This window comes from Bradyrhizobium sp. KZN70725 (assembly GCF_055264925.1).
In genome coordinates this window covers 177136-188662 of sequence record NZ_JBUYWT010000007.1, presented here as the reverse complement: position 1 = coordinate 188662, position 11527 = coordinate 177136, and the positions used below count along the sequence as shown (strand labels likewise).

Sequence of the window (11527 nt, the reverse complement as noted above, 5' to 3'; positions counted from 1 at the left end):
AACGAACCGACAAGGCTCGGAGAGGACAGCAACATGCTCAAGTTCTATTTTGCCCCCGGCACCTGCGCGCTCGCGTCCCACATCGCGCTGGCCGAGGCCGGCGCGCCCTACACGACCGAGAAGATCGACTTCAAGACCAACCAGCAGAACAGCCCGGAATACCTGAAGATCAATCCGAAGGGCCGCGTGCCCACTTTGGTGACCGATCGCGGCGTGCTGACCGAGACGCCGGCGATGCTGGCCTATATCGCGCAGAGCTTTCCGCAGGCGAAGCTCGCGCCCGACGACGCCTTCGAATTCGCCAGGCTGCAGGCCTTCAACTCCTATCTGTGCTCGACGGTCCATATCTGTCACGCCCACAAGATGCGCGGTCCGCGCTGGGCGACGCAGGAGACGTCGTTCGCCGACATGAAGGCGATGGTGCCGAAGACCATGGGCGCCTGCTTCAACCTGATCGAGCGCGACATGCTGAAGGGCCCGTGGGTGATGGGCGAGAACTACACCGTCGGCGATGCCTATCTCTACACGCTGACCCTGTGGCTCGACGGCGACGGCGTCGACATCGCAACGCTGCCCAAGGTGAAGGCGCATCGCGCGGCGATGGAGGGCCGCCCGGCGGTGCAGAAGGTGCTGGCGGAGCAGAGGGCGTAAGGCCCAAAAATTCGGTGTCGTCCCGGGCAAGCGCAGCGCGACCCGGGACCCATAACCACCAACGATCGTTGTTACGCGACGCCGGGGCCGCAGCTCACTCTCACAACGCAACCCTGTGGTTATGGGTCCCGGCCTTCGCCGGGACGACGTGTGGAGAGAGCTGGGCTACACCTTCCCCGTCTCCAACTCGCGTCCGGTCTCCAGCATCAGCTTGCGCAGCCAGAGCGAGCCCGGATCCATCTGCGCCCTTGTCGGATAGAACATGTGCTGCTCGTCGATCCCTGGATCGAGCGGCGGCGTCACCGTCATCAACGACAATTGCTTCGACAGCGCCGAGATCAGCCGGCGCGGCACAAAGGCGACGAGGTCGGTGCGCGCGGTGACGTGCAGCGCCTCGATATAACCCGGCACCACCAGCGCGATCCGCCGCTCGATGCCCTTGGCGCGCAGCCAGCTGTCGATCAGGTCCTCGTTCTGGCCGCGGATGATCACGGCGACATGGCGCGCGGCGAGGAAGGCCTCGCAATTCTTCAGCTTCGTGCCGACGCCGTGGCCGCGCCGCACCGCGAGTGCATCGCTGTCGGTGTAGAGCCGCTGGCGGTGAAAGCCCTTGAAGGAGTCGCCGATCGAGATCACGAGATCGATGGTGCGGGCGAATTCGGGCGTGAAGATCGCAGGTCCCCGCCACGGCACCACGTCGATGGTGACGTTCGGCGCGATCTGCGTCACCTTCTCCATCAGCGGCGGCATCAGGAGCTCGACCGCGAGGTCGGGCATCATCAGGCGAAAGTGCCGGTCGCTGCGCGCGGCGTCGAAATCGTCGGAGACGAACAGCGCGCGCACCTGGTCGAGCGCATGGGCCAGCGGCGAGCGCAATGCCTGCGCCCGCGGCGTCAGCTCCATCCGCGCGCCGGTGCGCACCAAAAGCGGATCGCCGATCAGGTCGCGCAGCCGCTGCAGCGCGTGGCTGGTCGCCGGTTGCGACAGATTGAGCCGCATCGCCGCGCGGCTGACATTGGCTTCGCGCAGCAGGGCGTCGAGCGCGACCAGCAGATTGAGGTCAAGCGAATTCAAATTCATCGAGTGAATATATATCATACTACCTATCGATTGGAAGAATGCGCGCAGGCGCCGCAGGATTGCGGGCAAGGCGTTTTTCACGAGAGCCGAAGACCGCATCGCGTGAGGAAACGCCTGAAATCAGGGTCTATCAATCGCAAGGAGACGCGCCATGAGCGCAGCCGACAACAAGAAACTGGTGCAGGAGATGTTCGTGATCGCAGGCAGTCCCGATCCTGCGGTGCGCGAGAACTCGCTGTTCATGGCAACGCTTGCCGACGACGCGATCTGGACCGTGACCGGGCAATATTCCTGGTCGCGTACGTTCACCGGCAAGCAGTCGATCATCAACGATCTGCACGGCCATGTCCGCTCGAAACTGGTCGAGCGCGGCCGCACCGTCGCCCATCGCATCATCGCCGACGGCGACATCGTCGTGATCGAGGCCAAGGGCGACAACCTCACCAAGCAAGGTCAGCGCTACGACAACGACTATTGCCTGGTGTTCCGTTTCGACGGTGGTCGGATCAAGGAGGTGCGGGAATATTGCGACTCGGTCCTGACCGAGAAGGCGCTCGGCGCGTTTCCGGCGTAGCGGTCCGCCGCTAACGGGCGGCACAAACGAAGACGGCGCCCATCCGGGCGCCGTCGTCTTGCCGTCGTGTGGATTGGCTTACGCCACCTTGGACTTGAGGTGGCCGAACATGATGTCGCGCGCCGCGTCGTCCATCTCGGCCTTGAAGGTGTGCTTGTCCTTCAGCGCGATCGCGCGCGCCGCCGCCGGCCGCGCCGAGATCTCGTCGACCAGCCGCTTGACGTTCGGATATTTGGCGTAGCCTTCCTCGCCGAGGATGAACGCCGCCATCCGCGCCCAGCCCCAGAACGCCATGTCGACGATCGTGTAGCTGTCGCCGACCATGTAGCGCTGTTTCGCCAGGTGATCGTCGAGGATCTTGTAATGGCGGTGCGCCTCGTACTGGTAGCGGTTGTTGGCGTAGTCGAGATCCTTCGGCGCGAAGTGCTTGAAGTGCACGGCCTGGCCGGAATAGGGGCCGAGGCCGGTCGCGATGAACATCAGCCAGGACAGCGTCGCGGCGCGATTGGCCGGCGTATTGGCGGGCAGGAACTTGCCGTGCTCCTCGGCGAGGTAGAGCAGGATCGCGTTCGAATCGAACACCAGCACGCCGTCATCGTCGATCGCCGGCACCTTGCCGTTCGGGTTGACCTTGAGGAATTCCGGCGCGAACTGCTCGCCCTTGCGGGTATCGACCGGGATCGCCTCGAACGGCAGGCCGGACTCTTCGAGGAACAGCGCGACCTTGTTCGGGTTCGGCGCACCATTGAAATAGAATTTGATCATGAAGGGACTCCCTTGGTTCTTGTAGCCGGCGAGATCGCGACGCGGCGGGGAAGGCCGCAGACCGGCTCCTCTTGCGCAAATTTCACGCCGCGGCGCAAGCGACGAGTTTGTGAATCAGGGTCGCGTGGCGCGCTGGTCAGCCGGCCCAAAAGAAGCCCAGGATACCCGCGACGACCAGCGCGATGCCCGCGACGTCCAGCGCGGCGGCGGAGCGGGTCGCAGCACGCAAATGGGAGACCTGCGCCGCGCGTTCTGATCCCCGCGCGTAGCCATGGACGATGATCTCTTCATTGAACTCGCCATGCGCCTCGAGGGCGAGCGTCAGGCCGACGCAGACGAGCAGGATGCCGAAAATGATCAGGCCGAAGAATCCGAGCAGGCCGATCAGCAGCATCGGAAACATGCCGAGCAGGAAGACCGGCAGCAGCGGCACCAGCAGCAATGTCTCGGATTGTCTGCGCATCGGGCGACCAGTCGAAGCGGCAAGTGGTGGGACCGAATCTAGTCCCGCCGTCGCGGCGCAACAAGGCGGGCCGCATTCAAGACGGCGTCATCTTTCCCAACGTGTCATTCCCCGGTGCGCAATTGCGCATCTGAGGGCGCCGGGAAGCGGCGAGCCCGGAATGACGAGGAAGATTAGTCGGCTTGCCTCAGCCCGCCGCCATCTCGGAGCGGATCTCGGCGCGCAGCTCGTCGATCAGCCGCAGGCCGCTCTTGGTCTCGACGTGCCAGAAGGTCCAGCCGTTGCAGGCGCCGGAGCCCTGCGCGACCGCGCCGATGCGGTGGATCGAGCCGACCTTGTCGCCGAGCATGATGGCGCCATCGGCGCGCACCAGGGCGCCGTGGCGCTTCTTGGCGTCGACCAGCCTGGCGCCCGGCACGATCATGCCGCGTTCGATCAGTTCGGAGAACGCCACCCGCGGTGCCTCGCGCGCGGTCATGAACGGCGCCAGCGTTGCTTCCGGCAGCGGCTCGATCGCGGCGATGCGCGCCTCGGCGGCGGCGGCATAGGCCTTGTCGCGCTCGAAGCCGATATAGCTGCGGCCGAGGCGCTTGGCGACGGCGCCGGTGGTGCCGGTGCCGTTGAACGGATCGATCACGAGATCGCCGGGCTTCGAGGACGACAGCAACACGCGGGCGAGCAGCTGCTCGGGCTTCTGCGTCGGATGCACCTTCTTGCCGTCGCCGTCCTTGAGGCGCTCCTCGCCGGTGCACAGCGGGATCAGCCAGTCGGAGCGTGCCTGCACGTCCTCATTGGACGCCTTCAGCGCTTCGTAATTGAAGGTGTAGCCCTTGGCCTTCTCGTCGCGCGCGGCCCAGATCATGGTCTCGTGCGCATTGGTGAAGCGGCGGCCGCGGAAGTTCGGCATCGGATTGGACTTGCGCCACACGATGTCGTTCAGGAGCCAGAAGCCGAGGTCCTGCATGATCGCGCCGACGCGGAAGATGTTGTGATAGGAGCCGATCACCCACAGCGTTGCCGACGGCTTCATCACGCGGCGGCAGGCCAGCAGCCAGGCGCGGGTGAAATCGTCGTAGGCGGCGAACGACGAGAACTTGTCCCAGTCGTCGTTGACGGCATCGACATGCGACTCATCGGGGCGCTTGAGGTCGCCCTTGAGCTGCAGATTGTAGGGAGGATCCGCGAAGACCAGGTCGACCGAGCCGGCCTGAAGCTTCGACAATTCGGCCACGCAATCGCCAATGACGATGTGGCTCGATGGGGCACTCTCAAATTTAGTGCGGGGCGCCCTTGCAGACGCCCCGCGACGCGACACTACCATGACTCAAGAACTCTGACTCAGGCGACGCTGTCGGCGACGCGGGACTAAACAACCGACTGGCGTCACATTGACCCGGCAAAGTAAAAATCGACTTAATTGGAAATCTTCATGCAAAAGATTGCAGCATCTTTTGCGCGGCACGTCGCGATGCCACCGGCGTTGTGCTGCAACATCAGCGCGTTCGGCGAAAAAATTTGCGGATCATCAAACCGGCACGATTCGCGCGGTAAATTTGCGCTCATTGGCAACCGTTTGCACCGCAAGGGATGCGCCTCTTCCGGACTAGGCAATTATTGCCGGGCAGGATATTGATTAACAGAATGGAAATTTTAAGTTGGAGTGTCCCGCGTCGGGTCGCCGACTGGAATGAAGGGAAACCACCATGCGCTATGATGATTTCCGCCGCAGCGACGACATCGAAGATCGTCGCGATGAAGGCGGGATGGGCGGAGGGGGCGGTGGCGGCTTCGGCGTTCCGATGGGTGGTGGCGGGCTCGGCATCGGCACCATCATCGTGCTCGGCTTGCTCGGCTATGCCTTCGGCATCGACCCGCGCATCCTGATCGGCGGCGCCGAGATTCTCACCGGCGGCGGCCAGGCGCCGACCTACCAGACCGACCGGCAGTCGTCAGGCGGCCAGGCCAAGCGCGGCGCCCCGACCGACGAGATGGGCAGCATGATCGCCGGCATCCTGGGTGAGATCGACGATCGCTGGAGCGAGATCTTCAAGGCCAGCGGGCAGACCTACACCGGTCCGAAGATCGTGCTGTTCCGCAATGCCACGAATGGCGGCCGCTGCGGCATGGCGCAGTCGGCGATGGGACCGTTCTACTGCCCGCCGGACAAGACCATCTTCCTCGACACCGGCTTCTTCCGCGAGGTCGAGACGCGCTTCCGCGGCTGCTCGGGCAACGCCTGCAAGTTCACCGCGGCCTATATCATCGCGCATGAGGCCGGCCATCACATCCAGAACCTGCTCGGCATCATTCCGCGCGTGAATCGGCTGCAGCAGCAGGCCGGCAGCAAGGCCGAGGCCAACGCGCTGCAGGTCAAGGTCGAGCTGCAGGCCGATTGCCTTTCCGGCGTCTGGGTCAACCGCGAGGAGAAGAAGCGGCCGGGCTTCCTCGAGGCCGGCGACATCGACGCCGCGCTGACCACCGCGAACGCGATCGGCGACGACACGCTGCAGCGGCAGGCGACGGGCAGGGTGGTGCCTGATTCCTTCACCCACGGCTCCGCCGCGCAGCGCAAGGAGTGGTTCATGAGGGGCTACCAGCAGGGCACCGTGCAGGCCTGCAACACGTTCGGCGGTAGCTTGTAGCCGTGTGCCGGTAGCGTCATCCCCGGATGAGCGCGAACGCGCTCACTCGGGATATGTTCGCCTGTTGGCGAGCCTCGAAGGATGACGGAGCCCGTGGCCCATCCTGAGGTGCTCGCCCAGTGATGCAAGTGCACCGCGAGGCGAGCACCTCAGGATGTCGTCAGCGGGATGGAAAGAGGTGCAAATGTCCTCACTCGACGAATCCAAATCATTCATCCCGCTCAATATCGCGGTACTGACGATTTCCGACACCCGCTCGCTGGCGGATGACAAGTCGGGCACCACGCTGGCCGACCGTCTCACCGCGGCCGGCCACAAGCTCGCGGCGCGCGAGATCGTCACCGACGATGTCGAGGCGATCAGAGCCGTGATCCGGCGCTGGATCGCCGATCCCGCTGTCGATGCCGTCATCACCACCGGCGGCACCGGCTTCACCGGCCGCGACGTGACGCCGGAGGCGGTCGAGCCATTGTTCGAGAAGCGGATGGACGGCTTTTCGATCGCCTTCCACATGCTGAGCCACGCCAAGATCGGGGCGTCGACTGTCCAGAGCCGCGCCACCGCTGGCGTTGCGGGCGCGACCTTCGTCTTCTGCCTGCCCGGCTCGCCCGGCGCCTGCCGCGACGGCTGGGACGGCATTTTGGCGGCGCAACTCGACTACCGCACGCGCCCCTGCAATTTCGTCGAGATCATGCCGCGGCTGGATGAACATCTGCGCCGCCCGAAGGCGAAAGGCGCGAGCGCTTAGCCTCCCTCATTCCGGGGCGTGCGAAGCGCGAACCCGGAATCCAGAGATTGTGGCGCGAGATGCCGGGTTCGATGCTGCGCATCGCCCCGGAATGACGCCGGAGGGTAAAGAGAGGTAAAGAGCCCTACAACTCCAGCTCCCAGGTCTCGCCGACTAGGTCGACGCCAAAGCTGTGGTGCTTTTCTTCCTTGACCCGCTCGAAGCCGGCACGGGCGTAGATGCCGCGCGCGGCGACCAGGATGCTCTGGGTCCACAGCGTCATCTTCTTGTAACCCTTCTCGCGCGCGGCGCGGATGCATTGCTCGACCAGTGCGCGGCCGACGCCGAGCCCGCGCGCCTTTTCTTCCACCAGCAGCAGGCGCAGCTTGGCGACCCCGTCGCCGCCGTCGACCAGGAAGACCGAGCCGACCGGCTCGCCGTCGACCTCCGCGATCCAGCAATGCTCGCGCGCCGGATCGAACGATCGCAGAAACTGCGCGCAGATCTCGGCCACCAATGCCTCGTAGCTAATGTCCCAGCCATACTCCTCCGCGTAGGCTTGTCCCTGCCGCGAGACGACCCAACCCATGTCGCCGACGCGATGGCTGCGCAGCAGGAAGCCGACCGGTTTCTCGGCCGGCGGCTCCAGCGATTGCTCGATCGTGCCCATGGCGCGCACCACCGCGGCGCGACGGTCGCCGTCCATCTGCTTCAATAGCGTCCCGACCTCGCTGCGCGAGCGGCAGTCGAGATCGGCGGCAGCAGTGCGGCCCTTGGCGGTGAGGGCCACCTCGTTGACGCGCTTGTCGGCCTTCGATGGCTTCCGCGTCACGATCTGGCGCCTTTGCAGCGCCGCCAGCGTGCGGCTGACGAAGCCGGCATCGAGGTCGAGATCGCGCACCAGATCGGTTGCGGTGCAATTTTCGCGGTGCGCGAGCTCGTAGATGATCCGCGCTTCCTGCAGCGTGAATGGTGAGTGCAACAGCTTCGGCTCGATGATGCCGAGCTTGCGGGTATAGAACCGGCTGAAGCCGCGGACCGCGGCGACCTGGCTCTCGAGCGTGGTGTCATGGAAGTTTGATTTCATCAAGCATACTATTTGACGGAATCAAATAATCCGCAAGCGCTTTGTTCAGGCCACCATGATCCGGCTCCGCAGCATGGTGCGGGAGGAACGGCCGAGCCGGCGCAGCAGGCGCGCCTCGGAGCGGCGGGCATCGGGCCGGTAGCCGCCGATCCGCTCGTAATGCTCGCGCGCGATCAAAAGGCCCTGTTCGGCCGAGGGCCCGGTGATCATCCGGGCAACGAATTTGAGGCCGTCGCGCAGGCCCGGGTCGGTGTAGGGTGCGCGGGCGTAGCGGAAGATGCCGGCGCGGTCCTTGCCGCTGGCCGCCACCATCTGGATGAACTGGGTGGTTTCCTCGATCCAGCCGGCATCGAGCACGGCGCCCGGATGCAGGAACATCAGCCAGGGCGACCGCGCCTGCCGCGCGCCTGCCGCAAGCGCGGCGGCGCGCGTGCCCTCGAAGCGCAGGAAGCGGCAGCCGGCGACGTCGGCGACGCGCTCCATCACATCGCTGTGGCTGCGGTCGACCAGCAGCACTTCGCGGATGACGCCCGCGGCCGCGCCCGGCACCAGCGCCGCCAATGTTACGACCGCGGTGCGCTCGACGCCGTCGGTTGGAATGATCACGCTCAGCATGATTTTGAGGCTTCGATGGCTCAAACGGTGGAGAAACTCCGGCCGTGTTATCACCTTGTCATATTCAAAGCAGCCTGTTCGCCTGCAGAATTTTGTAGCAAGGTTTTGTGGAATTTCTCCGTTCATGTTCTTGATTTGTTCTCGTGCTGTGTTAGCTTCAAAGCATGAGCCGAGCATCCTCTCATGCCCTCAAGCACCCGCCGGTAACGGCGCCCTCCGATAACCCGGCGGGTGCACCTTCCCCTTTTCCCGAGCTTGCGGTCGCGATCGAGCGCGAGCGGCGGCGCGGCCGCGGCGCGCAGTCCAACGCCAGCGGCCGCTACGAGGCCGAGGCGCGCGTTGCCTTCGACGACGGCTGGCAGAGCCTCGAGGACCTGCCGCCATTTGCGACCAGCGTGGCGCTCGACACCTCGCGCAAGGTGATCACCCGCAACGACTCGCCCGACATCGGCTTCGACCGCTCGATCAATCCGTATCGCGGCTGTGAGCACGGCTGCGTCTATTGCTTCGCGCGGCCGACCCACGCCTATCTCGGCCTGTCGCCGGGGCTGGACTTCGAATCGAAGCTGTTCGCCAAGCCGGACGCACCCGCGCTGCTCGAGAGGGAGCTGGCGGCACCGGACTACGAGGCGCGGATGATCGCGATCGGCACCAACACCGATCCCTATCAGCCGATCGAGCGCGACCGGAAGATCATGCGCGGCATCCTCGAGGTGCTGGAGCGCGCCGGCCATCCGGTCGGCATCGTCACCAAGTCGGCGCTGGTCACCCGCGACATCGACATCCTGGCACGTATGGCCAAGCGCAATCTCGCCAAGGTCGCGCTCTCGGTGACGACGCTCGACCCGAAACTCGCCCGCACCATGGAGCCGCGCGCCTCGACCCCGCCGAAGCGGCTCGAGGCGATCAAGCGGCTCACGGATGCCGGCATCCCGACCACGGTGATGGTCGCACCCGTGATCCCGGCGCTGAACGATTCCGAGATCGAGCGCATCCTCGATGCCGCCGCACATGCCGGCGCCAGGGAGGCGAGCTATGTGCTGCTGCGGCTGCCGCTCGAGGTGCGCGATCTGTTCCGCGAATGGCTGATGGCCAACTATCCCGATCGCTACCGTCACGTCTTCACGCTGATCCGCGACATGCGCGGTGGCCGCGACTACGACTCGCAATGGGGCACGCGGATGAAGGGCACCGGCCCGATGGCCTGGATGATCGGCCGCCGCTTCGAGATCGCCTGCGAAAAGCTCGGCCTCAACAAGCGGCGGACCAAGCTGACCACCGATCACTTCGCCAAGCCGAAGCGCAGCGGGCAGCAGCTGAGCTTGTTTTAGGTGCCAGCAAAGTGATGATCGTCATTGCGAGGAGCGAAGCGACGAAGCAATCCATGCATCCGAATATGTGGAACAATGGATTGCGTCGCTTCGCTCGCAACGACGGGAAAGGTAAACATGAGTAACGCCGCGACCGCACGCTTCACCGTCCTCACGCTGGGCGTCAGCGACATGCGCGCCAGCATCGGCTTTTATGAATCGCTCGGCTTCTCCAGGAAGATGCGCGCGACCGGCGAGGAGGTCGCCTTCTTCGAGACCGGCGGCACCGTGCTCGGCCTGTTCCCGTGGCATCTGCTCGCTGCCGATGCCGGGCTGCCGGATCAGCCACGGCCTTCAGCGTTCCGCGGCGTCGCGATCGCTTGGAACTGCAACGACGACGCCGAGGTCGATCGTGTGATGGCGTTCGCGCTGTCGAAAGGCGCCAGGCTGCTGAAACCCGCGCAGCCGACCAGCTATGGCGGCTATTGCGGTTATTTCGGCGATCCCGACGGCCACGCCTGGGAAGTGGTGCGCGCGCCGGGCTTTGAGGTTCGCGACGACCGCCGGGTGTCAATCCCCGATTAGAGCGCCGATCCCGATTAGGGTGGCGGATTGAATAACGGGGAAGGGCGCCAGGTTCCCGGTTGCGCCGCGGGCCGGGCTTGATCACGATCCCCGCATGATTCGGGACAAGTCCAATCGCACGTCAAAGACCGCGTCGAAGAAGAAGCCGGCCGAGCCGGCCAAGCCGGACAAGCGCGTCATCGTGGTGACGCGGCCGAGCTTTCGGCGCGAGCGCGCGCTGATCAAGCGCGGCGTCTGGCCGGTCGCCGGCTGCGACGAGGCCGGGCGCGGGCCGCTGGCGGGTCCGGTGGTCGCCGCCGCCGTGGTGCTGGACCCAAATCGGATACCCAAGGGCCTCGATGATTCGAAGCGGCTGACCGTCGAGCGCCGCGAGGAACTGTTCGAGGAAATCTGCGCGACAGCAGCGTTCTCGGTCGCGGTGGCGTCACGGGCGCGGATCGACCGCGACAACATCCTGCGCGCCTCGCTGTGGGCGCTGGCGCGCGCGGTGCATGCGCTGCCGGAAATGCCGAAGCATGTCTTCGTCGACGGCCGCGACAAGCTCGCCACGCCCTGCGACTGCGACGCCGTGATCGGCGGCGACGGCATCGTGGCCTCGATCGCGGCGGCCTCGATCATCGCCAAGGTGACGCGCGACCGCCTGATGTGCGCGCTGGCGCTGGATTGCCCCGGCTACGGCTTCGAGCAGCACAAGGGCTATGCCGTCCCCGAGCACCTCGAGGCGCTCGACCGGCTCGGCCCCAGCAGCCATCACCGTAGCTTCTTCGCTCCCGTCGTCGCGGCGCGGCTGAAGCATTTCCCGGTCCCGGCGGAGCCCGACCTGTTCACGGTGGACGCCGAAAGCGAAGCCGCGGCATCCGAAGCGGCGTAAAGCGCGGCGGCGCCGCACTCTCGGTGTCATCGCCCGGCTCGCCGCCTCCGCTAAAGCTTCGGCGCGCCAGGGGGCCCTGGCCTCGTCGAAGCCTTGGCGAAGACGGGACCGGGCGATCCAGTATTCCAGAGACCGTTGTGCTCAAGCCTGGCCGCCG

Annotated in this window: 14 protein-coding genes; 8 read left to right on the top strand and 6 right to left on the bottom strand. The window is 65.4% G+C overall.

Annotation, left to right across the window (positions count from 1 at the left end; all coding sequences use genetic code 11):
* Positions 1-33: 33 nt before the first annotated feature.
* Complete coding sequence (locus ACZBJS_RS09595) at positions 34-651, top strand: glutathione S-transferase family protein (protein WP_316395758.1); 618 nt, start codon at positions 34-36, stop codon at positions 649-651.
* A 165-nt stretch (positions 652-816) separates the two neighbouring features.
* Here the strand turns inward: ACZBJS_RS09595 and ACZBJS_RS09590 are convergent, their stop codons facing one another.
* Positions 817-1731, bottom strand: coding sequence for a LysR family transcriptional regulator (locus ACZBJS_RS09590; RefSeq protein WP_316395757.1), 915 nt, complete (start codon positions 1729-1731; stop codon positions 817-819).
* A 151-nt stretch (positions 1732-1882) separates the two neighbouring features.
* Between ACZBJS_RS09590 and ACZBJS_RS09585 the strand changes: the two genes are divergently transcribed.
* A complete protein-coding gene (locus ACZBJS_RS09585) occupies positions 1883-2305 on the top strand; it encodes a nuclear transport factor 2 family protein (RefSeq protein ID WP_057016996.1) in 423 nt (140 codons plus the stop codon).
* A 78-nt stretch (positions 2306-2383) separates the two neighbouring features.
* Here ACZBJS_RS09585 and ACZBJS_RS09580 read toward each other — a convergent pair whose 3' ends face one another.
* The 3 genes from ACZBJS_RS09580 to ACZBJS_RS09570 form a co-directional block, all read right to left on the bottom strand.
* Positions 2384-3070, bottom strand: a complete 687-nt coding sequence (locus ACZBJS_RS09580) for a glutathione S-transferase family protein (RefSeq protein ID WP_028334792.1) — start codon at positions 3068-3070, stop codon at positions 2384-2386.
* Positions 3071-3206: 136 nt separating this feature from the next.
* Positions 3207-3533: a hypothetical protein gene (locus ACZBJS_RS09575; protein ID WP_057016997.1), complete on the bottom strand. Its 327-nt coding sequence runs from the start codon at positions 3531-3533 to the stop codon at positions 3207-3209.
* A gap of 187 nt (positions 3534-3720) precedes the next feature.
* The gene (locus ACZBJS_RS09570) at positions 3721-4854 is read right to left on the bottom strand and encodes a site-specific DNA-methyltransferase (RefSeq protein WP_057016998.1); all 1134 of its coding nucleotides are present in this window, start codon (positions 4852-4854) and stop codon (positions 3721-3723) included.
* Positions 4855-4962: 108 nt separating this feature from the next.
* Here ACZBJS_RS09570 and ACZBJS_RS09565 point away from each other — a divergent pair, with 108 nt between their 5' ends.
* The 3 genes from ACZBJS_RS09565 to moaB all read left to right on the top strand — a co-directional run bounded on the left by ACZBJS_RS09565 (position 4963) and on the right by moaB (position 6923).
* Positions 4963-5166: a hypothetical protein gene (locus ACZBJS_RS09565; RefSeq protein ID WP_156436184.1), complete on the top strand. Its 204-nt coding sequence runs from the start codon at positions 4963-4965 to the stop codon at positions 5164-5166.
* A 70-nt stretch (positions 5167-5236) separates the two neighbouring features.
* Positions 5237-6175, top strand: a complete 939-nt coding sequence (ypfJ, locus tag ACZBJS_RS09560; protein WP_057016999.1) for a KPN_02809 family neutral zinc metallopeptidase — start codon at positions 5237-5239, stop codon at positions 6173-6175.
* Positions 6176-6359: 184 nt separating this feature from the next.
* Entirely contained in the window at positions 6360-6923 is a 564-nt protein-coding gene (moaB, locus tag ACZBJS_RS09555) for a molybdenum cofactor biosynthesis protein B (protein ID WP_316395756.1), read from the top strand.
* Positions 6924-7047: 124 nt separating this feature from the next.
* Here the strand turns inward: moaB and ACZBJS_RS09550 are convergent, their stop codons facing one another.
* Together ACZBJS_RS09550 and ACZBJS_RS09545 are read right to left on the bottom strand one after the other, a co-directional pair.
* A complete protein-coding gene (locus tag ACZBJS_RS09550; RefSeq protein WP_076830312.1) occupies positions 7048-7989 on the bottom strand; it encodes a bifunctional helix-turn-helix transcriptional regulator/GNAT family N-acetyltransferase in 942 nt (313 codons plus the stop codon).
* 45 nt (positions 7990-8034) lie between these two features.
* A complete protein-coding gene (locus tag ACZBJS_RS09545; protein ID WP_316395755.1) occupies positions 8035-8604 on the bottom strand; it encodes a glycosyltransferase family protein in 570 nt (189 codons plus the stop codon).
* Positions 8605-8768: 164 nt separating this feature from the next.
* Between ACZBJS_RS09545 and ACZBJS_RS09540 the strand changes: the two genes are divergently transcribed.
* From ACZBJS_RS09540 to ACZBJS_RS09530, 3 genes are all read left to right on the top strand, one after another.
* Positions 8769-9935, top strand: coding sequence for a PA0069 family radical SAM protein (locus ACZBJS_RS09540; protein WP_316395754.1), 1167 nt, complete (start codon positions 8769-8771; stop codon positions 9933-9935).
* Between the two features lie 117 nt (positions 9936-10052).
* Complete coding sequence (locus ACZBJS_RS09535) at positions 10053-10499, top strand: VOC family protein (protein WP_463438660.1); 447 nt, start codon at positions 10053-10055, stop codon at positions 10497-10499.
* A gap of 94 nt (positions 10500-10593) precedes the next feature.
* Entirely contained in the window at positions 10594-11370 is a 777-nt protein-coding gene (locus tag ACZBJS_RS09530; protein ID WP_076830319.1) for a ribonuclease HII, read from the top strand.
* Positions 11371-11527: the final 157 nt, after the last annotated feature.

What these genes read in the sequence shown, in the direction of transcription:
- ACZBJS_RS09595 (WP_316395758.1), top strand. Translation starts at nt 34, where the DNA reads ATGCTCAAGTTCTATTTTGCCCCCGGCACCTGCGCGCTCGCGTCCCAC.
- ACZBJS_RS09590 (WP_316395757.1), bottom strand. Translation starts at nt 1,731, where the DNA reads ATGAATTTGAATTCGCTTGACCTCAATCTGCTGGTCGCGCTCGACGCC.
- ACZBJS_RS09585 (WP_057016996.1), top strand. Translation starts at nt 1,883, where the DNA reads ATGAGCGCAGCCGACAACAAGAAACTGGTGCAGGAGATGTTCGTGATC.
- ACZBJS_RS09580 (WP_028334792.1), bottom strand. Translation starts at nt 3,070, where the DNA reads ATGATCAAATTCTATTTCAATGGTGCGCCGAACCCGAACAAGGTCGCG.
- ACZBJS_RS09575 (WP_057016997.1), bottom strand. Translation starts at nt 3,533, where the DNA reads ATGCGCAGACAATCCGAGACATTGCTGCTGGTGCCGCTGCTGCCGGTC.
- ACZBJS_RS09570 (WP_057016998.1), bottom strand. Translation starts at nt 4,854, where the DNA reads ATGGTAGTGTCGCGTCGCGGGGCGTCTGCAAGGGCGCCCCGCACTAAA.
- ACZBJS_RS09565 (WP_156436184.1), top strand. Translation starts at nt 4,963, where the DNA reads ATGCAAAAGATTGCAGCATCTTTTGCGCGGCACGTCGCGATGCCACCG.
- ypfJ (WP_057016999.1), top strand. Translation starts at nt 5,237, where the DNA reads ATGCGCTATGATGATTTCCGCCGCAGCGACGACATCGAAGATCGTCGC.
- moaB (WP_316395756.1), top strand. Translation starts at nt 6,360, where the DNA reads ATGTCCTCACTCGACGAATCCAAATCATTCATCCCGCTCAATATCGCG.
- ACZBJS_RS09550 (WP_076830312.1), bottom strand. Translation starts at nt 7,989, where the DNA reads ATGAAATCAAACTTCCATGACACCACGCTCGAGAGCCAGGTCGCCGCG.
- ACZBJS_RS09545 (WP_316395755.1), bottom strand. Translation starts at nt 8,604, where the DNA reads ATGCTGAGCGTGATCATTCCAACCGACGGCGTCGAGCGCACCGCGGTC.
- ACZBJS_RS09540 (WP_316395754.1), top strand. Translation starts at nt 8,769, where the DNA reads ATGAGCCGAGCATCCTCTCATGCCCTCAAGCACCCGCCGGTAACGGCG.
- ACZBJS_RS09535 (WP_463438660.1), top strand. Translation starts at nt 10,053, where the DNA reads ATGAGTAACGCCGCGACCGCACGCTTCACCGTCCTCACGCTGGGCGTC.
- ACZBJS_RS09530 (WP_076830319.1), top strand. Translation starts at nt 10,594, where the DNA reads ATGATTCGGGACAAGTCCAATCGCACGTCAAAGACCGCGTCGAAGAAG.